The organism is Micromonospora pattaloongensis (assembly GCF_900107255.1).
In the GTDB taxonomy this organism is placed as follows: Bacteria; Actinomycetota; Actinomycetes; order Mycobacteriales; family Micromonosporaceae; genus Micromonospora_I; species Micromonospora_I pattaloongensis.
Genome location: NZ_FNPH01000003.1, coordinates 237,911 through 257,615 on the forward strand (window position 1 = coordinate 237,911; position 19,705 = coordinate 257,615).

General features: G+C 72.9%; 21 protein-coding genes. 8 read left to right on the plus strand and 13 right to left on the minus strand.

Features of this window, described 5'->3' with window-relative positions:
* Positions 1-20 precede the first annotated feature (20 nt).
* From BLW47_RS10520 to BLW47_RS10545, 6 genes are all read left to right on the plus strand, one after another.
* A complete protein-coding gene (locus tag BLW47_RS10520; protein ID WP_091555026.1) occupies positions 21-866 on the plus strand; it encodes a hypothetical protein in 846 nt (281 codons plus the stop codon).
* Positions 863-1,510, plus strand: coding sequence for a DUF4129 domain-containing protein (locus BLW47_RS10525; protein WP_091555028.1), 648 nt, complete (start codon positions 863-865; stop codon positions 1,508-1,510). Before BLW47_RS10520 ends, BLW47_RS10525 begins: the two co-directional genes overlap by 4 nt.
* Positions 1,507-2,865, plus strand: a complete 1,359-nt coding sequence (locus BLW47_RS10530; RefSeq protein ID WP_175543585.1) for a DUF4350 domain-containing protein — start codon at positions 1,507-1,509, stop codon at positions 2,863-2,865. Before BLW47_RS10525 ends, BLW47_RS10530 begins: the two co-directional genes overlap by 4 nt.
* A 59-nt stretch (positions 2,866-2,924) precedes the next feature.
* On the plus strand, positions 2,925-3,854 hold the full coding sequence (locus BLW47_RS10535) for an AAA family ATPase (RefSeq protein WP_425435390.1): 930 nt from the start codon (positions 2,925-2,927) through the stop codon (positions 3,852-3,854).
* 16 nt (positions 3,855-3,870) lie between these two features.
* Positions 3,871-5,175 carry a DUF58 domain-containing protein gene (locus BLW47_RS10540; protein ID WP_091555758.1) on the plus strand — a complete coding sequence of 435 codons (1,305 nt, stop codon included), beginning with the start codon at positions 3,871-3,873 and terminating at the stop codon, positions 5,173-5,175.
* A gap of 188 nt (positions 5,176-5,363) precedes the next feature.
* The gene (locus BLW47_RS10545; protein ID WP_139307236.1) at positions 5,364-6,056 is read left to right on the plus strand and encodes a DUF559 domain-containing protein; all 693 of its coding nucleotides are present in this window, start codon (positions 5,364-5,366) and stop codon (positions 6,054-6,056) included.
* Positions 6,057-6,126: 70 nt separating this feature from the next.
* Here BLW47_RS10545 and BLW47_RS10550 read toward each other — a convergent pair whose 3' ends face one another.
* Positions 6,127-7,092: a stage II sporulation protein M gene (locus BLW47_RS10550; RefSeq protein WP_091555035.1), complete on the minus strand. Its 966-nt coding sequence runs from the start codon at positions 7,090-7,092 to the stop codon at positions 6,127-6,129.
* 41 nt (positions 7,093-7,133) lie between these two features.
* On the opposite strand from BLW47_RS10550, the gene BLW47_RS10555 reads away from it, so the two are divergent.
* Together BLW47_RS10555 and BLW47_RS25080 are read left to right on the plus strand one after the other, a co-directional pair.
* Positions 7,134-8,270, plus strand: a complete 1,137-nt coding sequence (locus tag BLW47_RS10555; protein ID WP_245736575.1) for an RDD family protein — start codon at positions 7,134-7,136, stop codon at positions 8,268-8,270.
* Positions 8,271-8,364: 94 nt separating this feature from the next.
* Positions 8,365-8,514, plus strand: coding sequence for a hypothetical protein (locus BLW47_RS25080; RefSeq protein WP_175543587.1), 150 nt, complete (start codon positions 8,365-8,367; stop codon positions 8,512-8,514).
* A gap of 54 nt (positions 8,515-8,568) precedes the next feature.
* Here the strand turns inward: BLW47_RS25080 and ahcY are convergent, their stop codons facing one another.
* From ahcY to BLW47_RS10615, 12 genes are all read right to left on the minus strand, one after another.
* Positions 8,569-10,065, minus strand: coding sequence for an adenosylhomocysteinase (ahcY, locus tag BLW47_RS10560; RefSeq protein ID WP_091555037.1), 1,497 nt, complete (start codon positions 10,063-10,065; stop codon positions 8,569-8,571).
* Between the two features lie 342 nt (positions 10,066-10,407).
* Positions 10,408-11,583: a mannose-6-phosphate isomerase, class I gene (gene manA, locus BLW47_RS10565; RefSeq protein ID WP_091555039.1), complete on the minus strand. Its 1,176-nt coding sequence runs from the start codon at positions 11,581-11,583 to the stop codon at positions 10,408-10,410.
* A gap of 2 nt (positions 11,584-11,585) precedes the next feature.
* Positions 11,586-12,611: a cation diffusion facilitator family transporter gene (locus BLW47_RS10570; RefSeq protein ID WP_091555041.1), complete on the minus strand. Its 1,026-nt coding sequence runs from the start codon at positions 12,609-12,611 to the stop codon at positions 11,586-11,588.
* Positions 12,608-13,804, minus strand: coding sequence for an SIS domain-containing protein (locus BLW47_RS10575; protein WP_091555044.1), 1,197 nt, complete (start codon positions 13,802-13,804; stop codon positions 12,608-12,610). The genes BLW47_RS10570 and BLW47_RS10575 overlap by 4 nt, the downstream gene beginning before the upstream one ends.
* Positions 13,804-14,034, minus strand: coding sequence for a Trm112 family protein (locus BLW47_RS10580; RefSeq protein WP_091555047.1), 231 nt, complete (start codon positions 14,032-14,034; stop codon positions 13,804-13,806). The genes BLW47_RS10575 and BLW47_RS10580 overlap by 1 nt, the downstream gene beginning before the upstream one ends.
* A gap of 66 nt (positions 14,035-14,100) precedes the next feature.
* The gene (locus BLW47_RS10585) at positions 14,101-15,483 is read right to left on the minus strand and encodes a phosphomannomutase/phosphoglucomutase (protein WP_091555050.1); all 1,383 of its coding nucleotides are present in this window, start codon (positions 15,481-15,483) and stop codon (positions 14,101-14,103) included.
* Positions 15,484-15,558: 75 nt separating this feature from the next.
* Positions 15,559-16,515, minus strand: coding sequence for a hypothetical protein (locus BLW47_RS10590; protein WP_139307238.1), 957 nt, complete (start codon positions 16,513-16,515; stop codon positions 15,559-15,561).
* A gap of 111 nt (positions 16,516-16,626) precedes the next feature.
* Positions 16,627-17,298 carry an endonuclease V gene (locus BLW47_RS10595; protein WP_091555054.1) on the minus strand — a complete coding sequence of 224 codons (672 nt, stop codon included), beginning with the start codon at positions 17,296-17,298 and terminating at the stop codon, positions 16,627-16,629.
* Positions 17,299-17,302: 4 nt separating this feature from the next.
* Positions 17,303-17,593, minus strand: coding sequence for a toxin-antitoxin system YwqK family antitoxin (locus tag BLW47_RS10600; protein WP_175543588.1), 291 nt, complete (start codon positions 17,591-17,593; stop codon positions 17,303-17,305).
* A 405-nt stretch (positions 17,594-17,998) separates the two neighbouring features.
* Positions 17,999-18,460 (minus strand): hypothetical protein, encoded by a 462-nt coding sequence (locus tag BLW47_RS10605; protein ID WP_091555058.1) that lies wholly within the window; start codon positions 18,458-18,460, stop codon positions 17,999-18,001.
* 101 nt (positions 18,461-18,561) lie between these two features.
* A complete protein-coding gene (locus BLW47_RS10610; RefSeq protein ID WP_091555060.1) occupies positions 18,562-18,996 on the minus strand; it encodes a hypothetical protein in 435 nt (144 codons plus the stop codon).
* Positions 18,997-19,370: 374 nt separating this feature from the next.
* Positions 19,371-19,694 (minus strand): toxin-antitoxin system YwqK family antitoxin, encoded by a 324-nt coding sequence (locus BLW47_RS10615; protein WP_175543589.1) that lies wholly within the window; start codon positions 19,692-19,694, stop codon positions 19,371-19,373.
* Positions 19,695-19,705: the final 11 nt, after the last annotated feature.

Consider the following 19,705-nt stretch of genomic DNA (forward strand, 5'->3'; position numbering starts at 1 on the left):
CGTTCCTAACAGGAGTCCGCGTGGACCACCCCGCCCCGTCCGCCACGCTGCCGCTGCGTCCGCTCACCGTCGGTGAGCTTCTCGACACGGCGGTGTCGTTGCTGCGCGCGTACGGCCGGACGCTGGTGCCGATCGGGGCGCTGCTGGCCGCCGTCGAGCAGCTGGCGCTCGCCCCACTGCGACTCGCCCTCGGCGGCGACCCTCCCGCGTACCTGCCCGAACTGCACCGGCTGGGCGGTTTCTGGCTGCTGCTCTGCGTCGGGGCCGCCACCGAGACCGCGATCATCGCGCTGCTCGGCGGGCTGGCCGCGCGGGCCGCCGGCGCCGAGTTGCTCGGTCAGCGGCTGCGCCCGGGCCAGCTGTGCCACCCGCGCGGCGGCCGCTTCGGCGCCGTGCTGATCATCGCCGTGGTAGCGGGCGTCACGGTCTTCGCGGTCTCCCTCGCCGGCCCGCTCTGGATGGCCGGGTACGCGCTGCTCGGACTCGCGATCCCGGCGCTGGTCCTCGACCGGGTCGGACCCGTCCGGGCCGTACGGCGCGGCGCCGCGCTCGCCTGCCGGGCCGGGCTGCGCGCCGCCGGGGTACGGATCCTGGGCTACCTGGCCTGGCTCGCGCTCCGGCTCGCGCTCGGCTTCGCCGGCTTCAGCGCGCTCGACGCCGTCGGCCTGGTCGATCCGCGGTGGGCCCCACTCGCCGCCGCCGTCACCTGGCTGCTGGTGAACGCGATCGCCTACCCGACGCTGGCCTGCCTGGACGCCGTGCTGCACCTGGAGACCCGGATGCGCACCGAAGGGCTCGACATCCTGCTCTCGCGGGCCCGCCACCACGGACCGCTGACCCCGGCGCTCCTGGCGGCCCGCCCGTGACCTTCAGCCGTTGGTGGACGGAGACGGTGGCGTCGCTCGGTGACCTCGTACCCCTGCCGCTGGTCGCGCTGATCCTGCTGGCCGCGGCCGCGCTCGCGGCGGCCGGCTGGTTCTGGTTCCCGGCGTGGGTGCCGCGCCGGTTGCCGCGCTGGCGAGCGGCCACGCTGCGGTGGCGCCCGCGCCGACCGCGGTGGCGGATCCACTGGCCGCGCTGGCGATGGCCGCGCCGACGGCGGGCGCGCGCCACCGCCCCCGCCGAGGCGCCTCGATCCGCGCCCGGCGCAGATCAGCTGCCCGAACTGCCGCCGGCGACGCTCGCCGCGCTCGCCGACCGGCTGGCGGCGCAGGGACGCTACGCCGAGGCGGTGCGGGAACGGTTGCGGGCGATGGCGCGTCAGCTCGTCGACCGGCGTGTGGTCGCGCACCGTCCCGGGTGGACCGTCACCGAGCTGGCCGGCGCCGCCGGACGGGCGGCGCCGGCGGTCGCCGCCCCGCTGGAGGCCGCGACGGGGATCTTCTCCGAGCTGTGGTACGGCCAGCGCCCCGCCGGGCCCGAGCACGACGCCCGGATGCGGGCGCTCGCCGACCAGCTCGACCGTGCGCTGCGCGCGCCGCACGCGGCGGCGACGGGAGACCGGCCGTGACGTCACCGACCCGCCGACGGTGGCACCGGGCGGCGATCCCGTTGGGTCTGGTCCTGCTGCTCTTCGCCGTCACCGGCGTGACGTACGCGCTGGAGCACCCGGACCCGCGCGAGCCCGGCTTCCTCTCCCCCGTGAACGCCGACTCCGACGGCGGGAGCCGGCTGGCGCAGGCGCTGACCGCGCGCGGCGTCGACGTGCGCCGGGAACGGCACACTCCGGACGCGCTGCAGACCGCGGCCGAGGCCCCGTCGACCCTGCTGGTGCCGGCGCCGACGCTGGTGCATCCGGATTACCTGACCATGCTGTCGCGGCTGCCGGCGACCAGCCGGGTGGTCCTGGTCGACCCGCCCGCGCGGGTGCTGGACCGCGGCGGCGTGCCGCTGGAGCCGACCGGCCGGCGCTGGGCGGCCCGGCCGGTCGGCCCGGAGACCGCCGGTCAGCCGTGCCCGCTGCCCGAGGCCGCCGCGGCCGGGGTCGCGGCCGCGCTGCGCCAGCGCTACGCGGTGCGCTCCGGTGCGTCGCCCACGGTCGGGCGCTGCTACGACTCGGGCCTGATCGGGCTGCGCTGGAGCCTCACCGAGCTCGTCGTGATCGGCGCCAGCGACCCGTTCCGCAACGACCGGCTCGACGAGCACGGGAACACGACGCTCGCCACCGGGCTGCTCGGCACCCGGTCACGGGTGGTCTGGCTCGACCTCGACGGCCCCGAGCCGCCGCCCGATACGCCGCAGCAGCCGGTGACCGAGCCGGAGGCGCCCGCGCCGCCGGAGGGCGGCGACGAGGAGCCGTACCCGGACGAGCGGGGCGGGTCCGGCGGGCCGGGCGGCCCCGCGGACCGTCCGGACGAGGGGTCGGCGTCGCAGGCGGACAACCCGCTGCGCGACGCCTTCCCGTCGTGGTTCTGGGCGCTGCTCGCCATGCTCGGCTTCGCGCTGTTGATCATCGCGCTGTGGCGCGCGCGCCGACTCGCGCCGCCGGTCGCCGAGCCGCTGCCGGTGACCGTCCGCTCCGCCGAGACCGTGCTCGGACGCGGTCGGCTCTACCGGCGCGCCCGGGCCCGCGGCCCCGCCGCCGACATTCTGCGCGGGGCCGCGCTGGCCCGCGTCCTGCCGTTGCTCGACCTCCCGGCCGACAGCCCGCCGGAACACGTCGCCACCGCCGTCGCCGTGCAGACCGGCCAGCCGCCGGAGGCGGTCCGGGAGCTGCTCTACGGGGCGACCCCGGACGACGACGCGGCGCTGCTCCGGCTCGCCCGCGACCTGGCCGCGCTGCCGCACGCGGTCAGCGCGCCCCGAGCCACCCGCGGGACCCCGCCGACCCCGTACGACGCCACCGAACAAGGAGGAGACCGGTGACCCAACCCGCCGCGCCGGCCGGCGCGCCGTCCGCCGGGCCCGACGACGCCCGCGCCGCCCTGCACCGGCTGCGCACCGAGGTCGCCAAGGCGGTCGTCGGGCAGGACGCCGTCGTCACCGGCCTGGTGATCGCGTTGCTCTGCCGCGGTCATGTGCTGCTCGAAGGAGTGCCCGGCGTCGCCAAGACGCTGCTGGTGCGGACCTTCGCCGCCGCGCTCGACCTCGACTCGAAGCGGCTGCAGTTCACCCCCGACCTGATGCCGGGCGACGTGACCGGGTCACTGATCTTCGACCCGCGCAGCGCCGCCTTCACCTTCCGCGAGGGCCCCGTCTTCACCAACCTGCTGCTCGCCGACGAGATCAACCGGACCCCGCCGAAGACCCAGTCCGCGCTGCTGGAGGTGATGGAGGAACGGCAGATCTCGGTGGAGGGCAGGCGTCGGCCCCTGCCGGACCCGTTCATCGTGGCCGCCACCCAGAACCCCATCGAGTACGAGGGGACGTACCCGCTGCCGGAGGCGCAGCTCGACCGGTTCCTGCTCAAGCTGTCCGTGCCGCTGCCCACCCGCGACGAGGAGCTGGGCGTGCTGCGGGCGCACCACGCCGGCTTCGACCCGCGGGACCTCGCCGCGGCCGGGGTGCGCCCGGTCGCCGGCGTCGCCGACCTGGCCGCGGGACGCGCCGCCGTGCAGCGGGTCGGCGTCGCCGACCCCGTCCTCACCTACATCGTGGACCTGTGCCGCGCCACCCGGGTCTCCCCCTCCCTGGAGCTCGGCGCCTCGCCGCGGGGCGCGACCGCGCTGCTCGGCACGGCGAAGGCCTGGGCCTGGCTGGCCGGCCGGGAGTACGTGACGCCGGACGACGTAAAGGCGGTGGCCCGGGCGACGCTGCGGCACCGGATCCGGTTGCGGCCGGAGGCCGAACTGGAGGGCGTGACCACCGACGCGGTGCTGGACGCGGTGCTGGGCACCGTGCCGACGCCGCGGTGACCGGCGCCCCCGGATGCTGACCTGGCGAGCCGCCGCGCTGCTCGGGCTCGGCGCGCTCACCCTTCCGCTGTGGCCGTCGCCGTGGCCGGCGGTCGCGCTCCTCACCGCCGCCGTGCTGGCGCTGTCGGCGCTCGACTGGGCACTGGCCGCGCCGCTGCACGCGGTCAGCGTCCACCGCGACGGCGACCGGACGGTACGGCTCGGCGCGGCCGCCACGGTGACGCTACACGTGCGGAACGGGTCGACCCGTCGGCTGCGCGGCGTCCTGCGTGACGCCTGGGTGCCCTCGGCCGGCGCGGCCCCGCCGTACGCCCATGAGCTGCACGTCGCCCCCGGCGCGACCGAACGGGTCGTCACCGCCCTGACCCCGACGCGACGCGGCGACCGGCCCGCCGTACGCCTGAGCCTGCGCTCCGCCGGACCGCTCGGGTTGGCGTTCCGGCAACGCGCCGGTCGCCCGGCGGCCCCCGCGTGGACGCTGCGGGTGCTGCCGCGCTTCGAGTCGCGACGGCTGCTGCCGGAGAAGACGGCCCGGCTGCGGGTGCTCGACGGCGCGCTGGTCACGCGGGGGCGCGGGCAGGGCACGGAGTTCGACACGCTGCGCGAGTACGTGGTCGGCGACGACGTGCGCTCGATCGACTGGCGCGCCAGCGCGCGCCGGCGCGACGTGCTGGTCCGCACGTGGCGGCCGGAACGCGACCGCCGGGTGCTCTGCGTGCTGGACACCGGGCGCACCTCGGCGGTGCGGATCGGCGACGAGCCGCGGCTGGACGCGGCGATGGACGCGGCGCTGCTGCTCGCCGCGCTCGCCTCCCGCGCCGGCGACCGGGTCGACCTGCTCGCCGTGGACACCGCGGTCCGGGCCGCCGTCTCCGGCGCCGGCCGCCAGGTGCTGCTCACCCGGCTGGTCAACGCGCTGGCCCCGCTGCAACCGACGCTGGTGGAGACGGATTTCGAGCTGGTCGTCGGCGAGGTGCTGCGCCGGGAACGCAAGCGCGCGCTGGTGGTCCTCTTCACCGCGCTGGAGCCGGGGGCGCTCGGTGAGGGGCTGTTGCCGGTGCTGCCCCGGCTGGCGGCCCGGCACCGCGTCGTCGTCGCCGCCGTGCACGACCCGGTCCTGACGCGGCTGACCGCCACCGCGCCGGCGCGCGCCGAGGACGCGTACGCCGCGGCGGCGGCGTGGCGCGCGCTCGCCGAGCGGGACCGGGTACGCGCGGCACTGACCCGGCACGGCGTGGAGGTGGTCGACGCCCCGGCCGACCGCTTCGCCTCCGACGTCACCGACGCCTACCTCCGCCTGAAAACCCTCGGCCGCCTCTGACCCCGATGATCGCGACGATCTTGGAGTTATGGCGAGGTTTTGTCCGCTTTGTGGAGCCATAACTCCAAGATCGTCGGGATCATGGCGGGAGGCGCGGGGCCGGGAGTTATCCACATGCGGGGGGTTGTCCACAGGGGGCGGCTGCTGGGGGGCGGCGCGGAGTGGCGGGTACGCCACCATCGGCGGCCATGGACGAAGGGATGCGTTATCGGGAGCTGCGCGCGTGCGGGCTCCCGCGGGGGCAGCTGCGGGGACATCTGGACCGGAAACGCCTGCTGCGCCCATTCCACGACGTGTACGTCGACCGCGCCAACGACGAGGCGACGCGGTTACGGGCATTGCTGCGGCGGTTGCCCGCGGAAGCGATCGTCTGCCGCCACACCGCGGCAGCACTGCACGGCTTCGGCGACTTCGCGCCTCGCCCGACCGCCGTTCACATCCTGCTACCCGCCGGACTTGCCCGGCCTGAACTGCGCGGCGTCACCGTGCACGAGACGGCCCTGCCCGCGGAGCCCGTACTGGTGAATGGAGTGCGTTGCACCTCGATCGCCCGATCGGCGGTCGACCTCGCGCGCACCTGCCGGCGCCTGGACGCGCTGCCGGTGCTCGACGGGCTGCCGCGGCCACGAACGCAGGTCCGTGTTCTCGACGACTTCGACCGGTTGCGGTACGTCATCGACCTGGGCTGGGAGGAACAGCAGGTGGGCGCCGAATACGACGGCCTGTCACATCTGGACCGGGATCGCGCGCGGCACGACCGGGCCCGACACAACTGGCTCTCCGCGCAGGGCTGGCGCATGCGCTACTTCACGGACTGGGACCTCTACCGCCGCCCCCACCACATAGCGGCGGTCCTACGGACCACCCTCTCCCCGACATGATCCCGACGATCTTGGAGTTATGGCTCCACGAAAGGGACACAACCTCGCCATAAACCCAAGATCGTCGGGATCATGCGGGGATGTCGGCGGATTCGCCGGCGCGGTGGGCGCGCGCGCCGAGGACGAGCACGTACGCCAGGAAAGCGAGCCAGGCGAGCGCGCCGACGCCGATCCGCAGCGCCGTCGGCAGCGACGACGGGGTCACGAACGCCTCGATCAGTCCGGCCACCCCGAAGAGGCCCACCAGGCCGAGCGCGACCAGCATGCCGGAGCGGGCGGCCTCGGCGACCGCGCGTCCGCGGGTCAGGTGCGGCGGCGGCGCGATCCACGCCCACCCGATCCGCAGGCCGACCCCCGCGGCGACGAAGACGCCGGTCAGCTCCAGCAGCCCGTGCGGCGTGATCAGCCCGAAGAAGACGTCGGCCCGGTCGTAGTAGATCATCACGCCGCCACTGACGCCGATGTTCAGCGCGTTGCTCCACAGCAGATAGAGCACCGGCACGATCAGCACCCCGGCGGCGAGGCAGCGGGCGGCCAGCCATGCGTTGTGGGTCCAGAGCTGGAACGCGAAGCTCGGTGCCGCGTACTCGGTGTAGTAGTCGGCGAACGCCGACTCGGCCAGCCGCTCGGCCGCGCGCTGTCCGATCAGCGCCTCGGCGCTCTCGGGGTGGCCGGCGACCCACCACATCAGAAACGCCGACAGCGCGGTGAAGCCCACGGCGACGGCGGACCACCACGGCCAGGCCCGGTAGGCGGCGAGCGGGAAACCGACGGTAAAGAAGCGTCCCACCTCCCGCCAGGAGAAGCCGGCGCCGCCGGTGATCGCGGCGCGGGCGGCGAGCACCAGCCGGGACAGCCGGGCCACCAGCGCCGGGTCGGGTGAGCGGCTGCGCACCACCGAGAGATGGGTGGCGGCCCGCTGGTAGAGCGCGACCAGTTCGTCCGCCTCCGCCGCCGACGGCCGCCGCACCCGCGACAGCTGCTCGAGCCGCCGCCACTCACCGTCGTGCTCGGCGACGTACGCGTCGAGATCCACACTCACCTCCGGGGTTCGCCGCCATAGTGTTCACTGTCCGGGTGACCCCGCAACCTCCGCCGCCCCGTCCCGGGCCCGCGCCGCCCGCGGAGCCGCGGCTGGTCAGCGGCGAGGCCGTGGAGCTTGACGTCCGCGTCGCGCGGGTCGGTTCCCGCGCGCTCGCGCTGATGATCGACATCGTGGTGCAGGCCGCGATCGCGCTGGTCCTGTTCGCGGCCGCCACGCTGGTCATCGACCCCGTCCGGCCGCGGACGGACGCGGCGGTGCAGGGCGCGCTGATCACCGTGGGCATGGTGCTGGTGCTCGTCGGCTATCCGGTCTGCGCGGAGACGCTCAGCCGGGGCCGCACGCTCGGGAAGCTGGCGCTGGGGTTGCGGGTGGTCCGCGACGACGGCGGTCCGATCGGGTTCCGGCACGCGCTGACCAGGGCGCTGGTCAGCGTGGCCGTGGAGTGGCCGGGGCTGGTGCTGCCGCCGCTGACCTGGGTGGCCAGTCTGGCAACGATGCTGGGGCATCCGCGCGGCAAGCGCCTCGGGGACGTGGCCGCCGGCACGATCGTGATCCACGAGCGCACCCCGGCCGGGTGGGGCTGGATTCCCGGCATGCCACCGCCGTTGGTGCAGTGGGCCCGGACGCTGGATCTGACCGGGCTCGACGACGACCTGGCGCTCGCCGTACGCCATTTTCTGGCCCGCGGGCACGAGCTCGCCGAGCCGGCGCGCAGCCGGCTCGGCCACGCGCTCGCCGCCGAGGTCGCGGCCGCCACCACTCCGCCGCCCCCACCCGGCGTGCCCGGCTGGGCGTACCTCGCGGCGGTGCTGGCCGAACGGCACCGGCGCGCGGCGCAGCGGCTGGCCCGGGTGCGCGCCGCGACCGCGACCCTGTGGCCGGGTCTGGTGTCGCCACCGCCCGATCCGGCGCGGGCAGCCGCGCCGGCGCCGCCCGAGGCCTGGGGGTCACCGCGGCCGGCGGGCGTCGCCGGGGCGGGCCCGGAGCGCGGATCGTCGCGGCCGGCCGGGGGCGCCGGGGCGGACCCGGACTGGCCGCGCGAGCCCTGGCCGACACCGCCGTGGCTGGGCGGCAACGGCGCGCACCCGGACTGGACGGGGATGCGGCCACCCCCGGTGGCCAGCGCGCTGCGCCGCGCCGTGCCGTCCGAGCAGCAGACGGACGGGTGAGCGCACCTGCTCCGGGAACGGTGACCGGGTCGGTGGCGATCGCGGAGCAGGACCGGGCGGCCGGCGTCGACCGGATGTGACACGATCGTCGGCGATGAGGAACTGGATCCCCTGGCTGGTCGTGTTGATCGCCATCATCACGCTGAACGCGCTCAAGCTGCGTCCGCTGGCGACCGCGCTCGCCGTCGCCTGGCTGGGTTACTGCATCTGGACCTGGGTCCGCCCTCGCGGCCGGCGCGAGTAGCGCAAAAACACGACCGGGCCGGCCGAGGAACTCGGCCGGCCCGTGCGCGGGCGATCAGTAGCGGTAGTGGTCCGGCTTGTACGGGCCCTCGACCGGCACGCCGATGTACGACGCCTGCTCCTTCGAGAGCTCGGTGAGCTTGACGCCGAGGGCGTCGAGGTGCAGCCGGGCGACCTTCTCGTCGAGGTGCTTCGGCAGCGTGTAGACGCCCACGGGGTACTGCTCGGTCTTGGTGAACAGCTCGATCTGGGCGATCGTCTGGTTGGCGAACGAGTTCGACATCACGAAGCTGGGGTGCCCGGTCGCGTTGCCGAGGTTCAGCAGCCGGCCCTCGGAGAGCAGGATGACCGCGTGGCCGTCGTCGAACTTCCACTCGTCGACCTGCGGCTTGATGTTGATCCGGCGCACGTCGGAGCGCTTGGCCAGCCCGGCAATGTCGATCTCGTTGTCGAAGTGGCCGATGTTACCCACGATCGCCTGGTGCTTCATCCGGGCCATGTGCTCGGCCGTGATGACGTCCTTGTTGCCGGTGGCGGTGATGAAGATGTCGGCCGTGGCGACGACGTCCTCGATCGTGGTGACCTGGTAACCGTCCATCGCGGCCTGCAGCGCGCAGATCGGGTCGACCTCGGTGACGATGACGCGGGCGCCCTGGCCCCGCAGCGACTCAGCGCAGCCCTTGCCGACGTCGCCGTAGCCGCACACCACCGCGACCTTGCCGCCGATCAGCACGTCGGTGGCGCGGTTGATGCCGTCGATCAGCGAGTGACGGCAGCCGTACTTGTTGTCGAACTTGCTCTTGGTGACCGAGTCGTTGACGTTGATCGCCGGGAAGAGCAGCGCGCCGTTCTGCTGCATCTCGTAGAGCCGGTGCACGCCGGTCGTGGTCTCCTCGGTGACGCCCTTGATGTCCGCGGCGATCCGGGTCCAGCGGCGGTTGTCCTCGGCCAGCGACCGGTGCAGCACGCCCAGGATGACCGCGTACTCCTCGGAGTCGGCGCTCTCCACGGGCGGCACCGCGCCGGCACCCTCGAACTCGGCACCCTTGTGCACCAGCAGCGTGGCGTCGCCGCCGTCGTCGAGGATCATGTTGGGGCCCTGCCCGTCCGGCCACACCAACGCCTGCTCGGTGCACCACCAGTACTCCTGGAGCGTCTCGCCCTTCCAGGCGTAGACCGGGACGCCGGCCGGCTCCTCCGCGGTGCCCTGGCCGACCACGATCGCGGCGGCGGCGTGGTCCTGAGTGGAGAAGATGTTGCAGGACGCCCAGCGGACCTGCGCGCCGAGCGCGACGAGCGTCTCGATCAGCACGGCGGTCTGAATGGTCATGTGCAGCGACCCGGTGATCCGCGCCCCGCGCAGCGGCTGCGTCGCCGCGTACTCGCGCCGGATCGCCATCAACCCCGGCATCTCGTGCTCGGCGAGCTCGATTTCCTTGCGCCCGAACGCGGCGAGCGACAGGTCCGCCACCTTGAAGTCGCCCTCGGCGACGGTGTGGGGACGGCCCTGGGTCGGCACGCCGCTGGAGGGCGCCGGGAGGGTGCTGGTCATGAACAAAGCTCCTGTCGACGGAAATGCTGCGCAACAAGTCACCATACGCCGTCGGGCTGACGCGGCGGCGGACAGCAGCGTGGAAGCAGCGGCCGGGGGCGCCCGGTCCGGAAATAGCGCACGAGGCGGCGGGTGGCGAGCGTTGAATACTCAGCCTCCCACCGCCCCGCGCATCCCCCCGGTTTGGTCTCGCCGCGCGTCGATCGCGATCTCCGTCGCAATAACGCTGCGTGGCAATAGACTCACACTGCGCGACGGTGATGTCAAGCGTTTCCAGAAATTTCCGAAACGCGTGTCCAGACGCGCCGAATCATCACTCCCCGACCATCCCGGACGAGTCCGTCAGCACGAACCGACGGACGCGACGTACACCTCGCCCTGTCCCGAGATCGTCAACTCCCCGCCGACCGCCACCCCGACCGCGGCACAGCCCGCCGGCACGCAGACCGCTCCGCGGCCGTCGTCCACCGAGATGTCGCCGCTGAGGCAGAACACCAACCGCGGCCCGACCGCCGCCACCCGCGCCCGCTCCACCTCGCCGTCGAGGCGCACCTGGTGCAGCACGAAGTCGTCGACCGGCACCGGCCAGGTCCGCACCCCCGGCGTCACCGGCACGGCGCGCACGACCGGGTCGTCGAGCACCTCGAAGCGCAGCACCCGCAGCAGCTCCGGTACGTCGACGCGCTTGGGCGTGAGGCCGCCGCGCAACACGTTGTCGCTGGCCGCCATGATCTCCACGCCGGCCCCGTGCAGGTAGGCGTGCAGGTTGCCCGCCGGCATCCAGATCGCCTCCCCGGGCCTCAGCACGAGGTGATTGAGCAGCAACGCCACCAGCGCACCGGGGTCACCCGGGTACTCCTTCGCCAGTCGGCGCACCAACGTCACCGCACCGGAGAACCGGGCCGCGGGCTCGGCCGCGGTCACCGCGCCGATCAGCCCGGCCCGCTCCGCCTCCGGCCAGGTCAGCAGCGTCTGCACGGCGACCGGCAGTCCGCTCACCCCGGTACGCAGCGCCGCGATGACCGGATCGAGCGCCGGCACCCCGAACGCCTCGAAGACCTCAGCCGAGACGAGCGGATCCTGGAATCCGCAGAGCGCCTCGAACGGCGTCACCGCGACCAGCAGCTCCGGCTTGTGGTGCGGGTCCGCATATCTGCGCGGCCCGTCGCCCCCGGCGGCGACCTCGGCCGCGTACCCGGCGCGGGCCTGGTCGGCGTCCGGGTGCGCCTGCAGCGACAGCGGCGTCTGCGCGGCGAGCAGCTTCAGCAGGTACGGCAGCCGCGGCCCGAAGCGCGCGACCACATCCGGGCCGAGCCACTCCCGCGGGTTCGCGTCGATCAGTTCGGCGAGGCTGACCTCGTCACCGTCGCGCCGCACCATCGAGGGCGCCCCCGGATGCGCCCCCATCCACAGCTCGGCCTCCGGGCCGTCGCTCGGCACCGGGCGTCCCTGAAGCTGCGCGATGACGGACCGGGACCCCCACGCGTAGTTCCGGATCGGGCAGGACAACAGCTCCACGGTCAGCCCGCGTGCGGGGCATTGCCCCCCTGGGTGCGACGGGACCCGTTCCCCGACGCCTCCGCCTCGGTCAGATCGGTGGCGCCCGGTACGGAAACCCCGCCGAGCGCGCTCCGCGCGCTGTAGATGTCCGGCTCCAGGTAGATCACCCGGGCGATCGGCACCGCGGAGCGGATCCGCGCCTCGGTCTCGTTGATGTTGCGGGCTATCTCCTCGCCCGTGTCGCAGCGCCGCACGGCGATCTTCGCGGCCACCAGCAGCTCCTCGGGGCCGAGGTGCAGGGTCCGCATGTGGATGATCCGCTCGACCTCCGGCCCGTCGGTGATCGCCTTCTCGATCGCCCGGACGTCCTCGGGGCTCGCGGCCTCGCCGAGCAGCAGGCTCTTGGTCTCGACCGCGAGGATGATCGCGATGGTCACCAGCAGCAGGCCGATGCACGCGGTGCCGGCGGCGTCCCAGCGACCGTCCCCGGTGATCAGCGTCAGGCCGACGCCGAACAGGGCCAGGATGAGGCCGATCAGCGCGCCCAGGTCCTCGAGCAGCACCACGGGCAGCTCCGGGGCCTTCGCCCGGCGGATGAAGTCCTTCCACGACGTGTTGCCGCGGATCTGGTTGGACTCCTTGATCGCGGTCCGGAACGAGTAGGACTCCAAAGCGATCGCCACGACCAGCACGACCACCGGCACCCAGTGCCAGCTGTGGATCGGCTCCGGGTGCGACCACTTGTGGTACGCCTCGTAGAGCGCGAAGAGCCCACCGACGCTGAACAGCACGATCGCGACGATGAACGCGTAGATGTAGCGCTCGCGGCCGTACCCGAAGGGGTGTTGCGGGGTGGCCTGGCGCCGCGCCCGGCGCCCGCCGAGCAGCAGCAGCGCCTGGTTGCCCGAGTCCGCGACCGAGTGGATCGACTCGGCGAGCATCGACGACGAGCCGGTCAGGAAGAAGGCGACGAACTTCGTCAGGGCGATGCCCAGGTTCGCCATCAACGCCGCGATGATGGCTTTCGTGCCCCCGGACGCGCTCATGGATTCAACAGCTCCTTCATCTCGGTGACGGCGGGCACCGCCATCGGGTCCAACCCGTGAGCCAGGGCGAGGTAGATCGAGGCGAAATCGGGTACGGCGATCAGCGACGCCAGCCGCTCCAGCGTCGACCCGCCCTCCGCGGTGACCACGTCGCAGCGCACCCCGCGGCGCTCGGCGAGGGTCTGCAGCGCGTCCGCGCGCCGCTCCTCCACCGCCAGCGGCTCGTCGGTGTCGTCGTCGGCGTTGAGGCCACCGTCGCGCAGCAGCACCACCCGCAGCCGGGTGGCGTCAGACTCGTCCTCCGGGTCGGCGAAGATGTCCCGCGCCGACTCGACGAGACCGCCGAAGACGCCGTCGAGCAGGCCGACCCGGCCCCGCCCCGCCTCGCCGAGCGCCCCGGACACCACCGGGTAGCGCGCGTTCGCCGACAGTACGTCCCCGAAGCGCCGCGCGGCGACAGTGGCCAGCGGCGACGAGCCCCAGACGATCGGCACCGAGCCGGCCAGCCCCAGCGCGAGCGACTTCGCCGGGTTGACGAACGACTCGGCGGTCGGACGGCACCGGTCGGCGTCCGCGTCGAGCCGGGCCGCGGTCTCCGCCAGGTCCGCCTCGTTGACCTTGACCAACCCGAGGGTACGGGCGGCGAGCAGCACCGGCACCGTCAGGCCCCACAGGCTCGCCCGCGCCGGCGCGCGCCGCGGCACCGGGATGAACGGCGCCCGGGCCCGCTCGGCGACCGACTGGAGCTGCGAGTCGGGGGCGCCGACGGCGACCAGTCGGGCACCGCGGCGCGCGGCGGCCTCCGCGGCGCCGAGCGCCTCCGGGCTGCGGCCCGACGCGCTGACCGCGATCACCACGTCCGCGGCCCCGACCCAGCCCGGCACGCCCGCGCTGCGGTGCGGGATCACCGGCACGGGGCAGCGCGGGCCCGCGACGGTGGCGAGCACGTCACCGGTGCGGCCGGCGGTGCCGATGCCGGCGATCACGACGGCGCGCGGGCGTCCCTCGTCGGACAGCGCCGAGAGGTTGGCCTCCGCCGCCAGCGCCGCGGACTCGCGCACCTGCGCGCCGGCCGAGGCGGTGAACCGGAGCATCCCGCCGGGGTCGTTCTCCTCCAGCGTCGCCGCGTCGTCCAGCAGCGCCTCGTCCGGGGTACGCCGCCCGCGCACCCCCGCCGTGCCGTCGACCGCCATTACTCGCTCTCCCGCAGCCGCTCGGCGCCGCCCGCCCCCGCCGGTCCGGACGGGCCACCCGGGCCACCCCGCGCCTCATCCAACAGCAGAACCGGGATGTCGTCGCGGACCTCGAAGATGCGGCCACACTGCGTGCAGGTCAGCGTCGCCGCGGCGGCGTCGTAGTCCAGCGGGGCGTGGTGCGTGTCGGGGCACGCGAGGATCTCGAGCAACTGCGGATCCAGGGCCACGTGCGGCTCCTTCCACGGGGTGCGGGCGGGGGGCGGGAGGCGGCACGGCCACCCGGCGGAGGGATCTTAGCGGCGAACCAGAGCGAGCACCTCGTCACGCAACGCAACCATGCGTTCGGTCGTCGGCGCCTCGACGTTCAGTCGCAACAGCGGCTCCGTGTTGGAGGCGCGCAGGTTCACCCAGGCGCCGTCGTCGAAGCTGACGGTGAGGCCGTCCAGCTCGTCGATGTCGGCCCCGGCGTACGCCTTCTTCACCTCGGCGAGCTTCGCCTGCTGGTCGTGCACCTCGGAGTTGATCTCGCCGGACGAGACGTACCGCTCGAACTTGTGCGCGAGCTGCGACAGCGGCTGGCCCTGCTCGCCGAGCGCCGCCAGCACGTGCATCGCGGCGAGCATCCCGGTGTCGGCGAACCAGAAGTCCCGGAAGTAGTAGTGCGCCGAGTGCTCGCCGCCGAAGACGGCGTTGGTGCGCGCCATCTCGCCCTTGATGAAGGAGTGGCCGACCCGGCTGCGCACCGGCTCTCCGCCGCTCTCCCGGATGATCTCCGGCACGGCGCTCGACGTGATCAGGTTGTGGATGACCGTGGCGCCCGGGTACTTCGCCAGCTCGCGGGCGGCGACCAGCGCGGTGACCGCCGACGGGGAGACCGGCTCGCCGCGCTCGTCCACCACGAAGCAGCGGTCGGCGTCACCGTCGAAGGCCAACCCGAGGTCGGCGCCGCGCTCCCGGACCGCCTTCTGCAGGTCGACGATGTTCTCCGGGTTCAGCGGGTTCGCCTCGTGGTTGGGGAACGAGCCGTCGAGCTCGAAGTACATCGGAATGATCTTCAACGGCAGCGCGGGAAGCTCCGCGTCACCGAGCACCGCGGGCACCGTGTAACCGCCCATGCCGTTGCCGGCGTCGACGACCACGGTCAGCGGCCGGATCTGCGACAGGTCGACCAGCGTGCGCAGGTGGGCGGCGTACTCGGGGAGCAGGTCGTGCTGCTCGATCTGCTCCGGCCCGGAGAGCGTCTCCGCCTCACCCGAGTCGATCAGCGCCTGCGCGTAGTCGCGGATCTGCGTCAGGCCGGTCTCCTGACCGACCGGCGCCGCGCCCGCGCGACAGAGCTTGATGCCGTTGTACTCGGCCGGGTTGTGGCTGGCCGTGAACATCGCGCCCGGCAGATCGAGGGCGCCGGCGGCGTAGTAGAGCATGTCCGTCGAGGCGAGCCCGGCGTACAGCACGGCCGCGCCGGCAGCGTTCGCGCCCCGGGCGAAAGCGGTCGCCAGCCCCGGCGAGGACTCCCGCATGTCGTGCGCGATCACGATACGGTCGGCCTTGTCGCCGCGCTCCTTCAGCGTCCGAACGAACGCCGCCCCCAACGCACGCGCCACCGTCTCGTTGAGCTGATCCGGGACGGTGCCGCGAACGTCGTACGCCTTGACGATCCGGGACAGGTCAGACAATGTCTCGCTCCTCAGCCGTTCGCTAGCCAACGGCCTGAGCGTATCGGAGCCGCCCGGATGTGCCCGGGCGACCGCTCAGTCGGGCAGCTTCGGGAGGATCTGCGTCGGTGCGTCGTCAACGCCGTCCGGCAGCGGCAGGATCTGCGTCGGTGTGTCATCGATCGCACCCGCCGCCGGCAGGATCATCGTCCGGTCGACGCCCTGCGCGACCGGCGGGGTCGGACCGGCGTACGCGGGCCCCCCGTAACCGGGGCCGCCGTACGCGGGCACCCCGTAGCCGGGGCCGGCGAACGCGGGCGCGGGCTCGCCGCGGTCCGCGCGCCAGCGGCGCAGCAGGAAGACGAGCAGGCCGATCCCGGCGACGACCATGACGATCCCGAGCAGCATCACGAAGCTGAATCCGCCGTCCCGCTGCTGCGCGCCGACCGGCGCCGACGCCGCCCCGGTCCGCTCCGGCGCGGCGGCCACCTCCGTGGGCTCGCTGCTCGGCGACGGCGTGGGCGACGCGGTCTCCGAGGGCGACGGGCTCGGCGTGGCCGGCACGCCCCGCACCCGACGGTCCGCGGCGGCCTGCCCTAGCAGCTCGCCGTCCTCGGCGTACGCCGCCGCGACGATGTGCGCGGTACCGCCCGGCGCGCCGTCCAGGAACGCGATCCGGTAGCGGACCGTCGCGCTCTTGCGCTCGCAGAGCCGGTCCCGGTCCGGCGCGGTGCCCTCGGTCACCACCAGGCCGTCGCCCCGGTCGGTCAACGCCACGTCGGCCCAGTCGCCGCCCTCGCGCGCCTGCACGGTGAGGCGGTCTGCCGACAGGCCGGGCAGCTGGATCCCGAGACCCGTCCGCACCCGCACGCAGCCGTCCGAGCGCCGGGTCACCGTCACCGTCGCCGAACGGGCCGAGTCACCGGCGGTGAAGCCGTCCCCCAGCCACAGCTGCACACGGTCGTCGGCCGCCCGGGCCGGCGTCGCGCCGAGCACCACCGCGGCGGCCAGCACGGCGAACATCGTCGCCAGCCACACAGCCCCACGTCGCATCGACACCCTCACCCGGCCTCCCGTCCCCGCAGATTCGGCGGACACGGTACTCCCGGAACCCTGCGCTCCTTCTGGCGTGATGTCCCCATTTCTCGCGGAAATGGCGTGTACTTACGACTTCGCCAGTGCGGCACGACACATCCGGTCCGCCTGCCGGGTCGTCTCCGGCAGCCGATAGCGCGGCGTCAACGCCAGCGTCCGCGCGCACGCGTTGTCGAGACCCATCCGATGCCCCACCGACACGAACACGGGCTTCACCCCCTCCCGCGTCCGCAGCACCCGGCCGACGGTCTCGTCGCCGTCGCGCAGCGGCGACCACGCGCCGCGGTGCCCGGCCGGCGGTTCCCACGTCCCGATCAGGGGCGTCTTCCCCACCCCCATCGTCGGTAGCCCGGTGAGCACCCCGAGATGACAGGCCAGACCCAGGCGACGCGGGTGGGCGAGCCCGTGCCCGTCGCAGACCAGCAGCTCGGGTACGACGCGCAGCTGGTCGAGCGCGGCGAGCAACGCCGGCAGCTCCCGGAAGGCGAACAGCCCCGGCACGTAGTCGAACGCGGGTCGCCCGGTCGTGACCGCCGAGTCGATCACGGTCAGCGTCCGGGCGTCGAGCACGACCACGGCCGCCGCGAGCCGACTGTCGTCGTCGGCGTACGCGACGTCGAGACCGGCGATCGTCTCCGGCTCGGTCGGGCCGGGCCCGGTCAGGTCGACCAGCGGCCGCAGCCGGTCCTGGATGGCCAGGGCCTCCGCCACGGTCGTCGGCCAGTGAGCCTCGATCTTCACGTGTTTATGGTGACGGCCTGGGCCGCTGACGGCCGATCGCGGTGCCGTCCTCCGCCCACCGGCGCACCTGGATCAGCCTGCCCGTTTCGGAATAGTGCCGCTCCTCTTTCAGCTGTCCGGAGGCGTACCACGCCTGGTGCACCCCCACACCGCGGCCGTGCGTCCATTCGCCCTGGTACCGCAGCGTCCCGTCCGGGAAGTACCGCTGCTCTCGACCGTGCTTGAAACCGCCCTGGTAGCTGATCAGGGCGACCGTCTTGCCGTTGCCGTCGTGCTCCGCGACCTCTCCGGTCACCGGTCCGTCCGCCGTCACTGCGCGCTGAGCGTCATCCCACCCGAGATCGTCGAACTCGATACGCATGTCACTCGTCCAAACGCCGTTCGGGATCCGGTGGGAACGTGGGGAAGTTCCCGGCGTTACACGGCACGTCCGGAATGGTACCCGTGTAATTGGCGCAGCACGGGGCCGGCTTACCCACACCCTTTTCCACCAGGGGAAATGATTGTCGATACGCCTTCTGCAAAGGAACCAGGACCGACCGATAGCCGAGCTGTTTCCCGCTGCCACAGCAATAGGCGTCGGCCCTCTCCCGCACTAGGGGATGAAGCTCATCGTGGATCACGGGCCAGGTCGCCGGGCGAGTGATCTGGAGTCGGCGGCGGGCCCGCGGGCGCTGAATTGGGAGGCGACTCGCGGCAGTCAGGTTCCGTTGAGCCCCTGCCCGTCCGCAAGGCACATCCGGAGCAACTCCTGCTCGCTCGGCAACTCCGTCCCGAGGCGTTCCCGCGCGATCCGCTCCGCGTCCTGACGGCTCACCAGCCTCTGCCGGTCGGCGTACTGGTCGTCGAAGATCCACGGGGCCGCGAGCGTCGGATTGAACCCCCACGCCCGGTCCGGCACGTCCCAGATCACCGCGTGAAGTGCCCCGCTCCAGCCCCGAACCGCGATCATGCCCGACGGTTCCGTCGCCCGCAGTTGGAACACCACGTGATAGCTGAACTCCTCCAGGGCCACGTCCCAACCCCAACCTTTCCCGCCGACATCGAGACGGGCGATCGTCTCGGGCGCCGTGGGGCCGGGCCCGGCCAGGTCGACCAGCGGCACGATCCTGGATTGCCGCGCCTCGGCGACCGTGGTCGGCCAGTCGGCCTCGATCCTCACGTGGCTATCGTCACGAGCCCCACGGCGCCATCCCGGTCGGCGTCCGACTCCCCGCCCGGCGTCACTCTCGAACTCGGGCTGGAAACCCGAGCTACGCATGGTCACTCCGCAAGCGATGCGTCGGCAGCCGGGTCACCGTCCTGCCGCAACTTCTCCTCGAACATCACAAAAGTTTTGCGTGCCAGGCCCTCGATGAGCGCGCGCTCCGCCGCCGTCAATGCACGATCTTCCGCATCCGCCACGTCCATGATCGACTTCATCGTCTCATACAGCGCGTAGACCGAACCTTCACCTTTAAGCACTTCGGCGCGGTTTCTCTCGACGAGCTGTACGAATTCTTCTCGCGAAATGACGTCGACCTCACCCCCGCGCGCAAACAAGATCTTGTCGGCTAAATGATTGACCGCCTCCCACCCGCCGGTCCTTCCCGACAAACGCCATGCAGCTAGGCCGCCACTCGCCGTTCGAACCATCTTCACGGGGAACGTGTAGTACTCAAAAAAGACAGGGAGGTTAATCCCAGTCACATCGCTCACTCGCCAGATCCTCGCCTACAACTCTGTTGCCGATCGCACGTTCACCCACCGCCAAGTGACGCTCCCTTCCCTTGCCAGAGCTTTGAGGTCTCGCGGCGGTGCCGGATTTGTCGAGGGAGAGATCCACGCGGAAACGCGGGCCGCCACGGGCATAGACATCGTCGCCGAGAGCGACGACGAGGCGAGAGACGTGCCGCCTGACGATGCGGGCTCCGCGGGTGACCGGTGCGCCGCGACATCAACCTCTACCTCTCCAAGGAGTTGGTCTCAGTCGTCCGTGAAGCGGCCCTGCGGGTCATCATCAGCTCGCTCGCAGCACTCCCAGCGCGGGTGTCGACCTCACCTCCCAGTTTCACTGGGAGGTTCCGAAACAGCTACCGCTCGATGAGCGAGCCATCCTCTGCCCAGCGAAGGATGCGATGAACGCGGCCGTCGTCTGCGAACTCCCGCTGCTCCTTCAACTGCCCGCCCGGATACCAGTAACGATGGACGCCGGTTTCCCTGCCCTGCGCCCACTGGCCTTCCTGACTGAGTGAGCCGTTGGGATGATACTGCCGCTCGATGCCGTCCTGGAACCCATGTCGGTATTCCTGCGTTCCGGAAACTGTCCCATCTGCGAAGTACTCGACCAGCTCCCCCGTGAAAGGCCTGCCGTCCGCGAGTGCGCAGAGATTCTCGTCCCACTCGACATCGTCCATGCCTAGTCTCA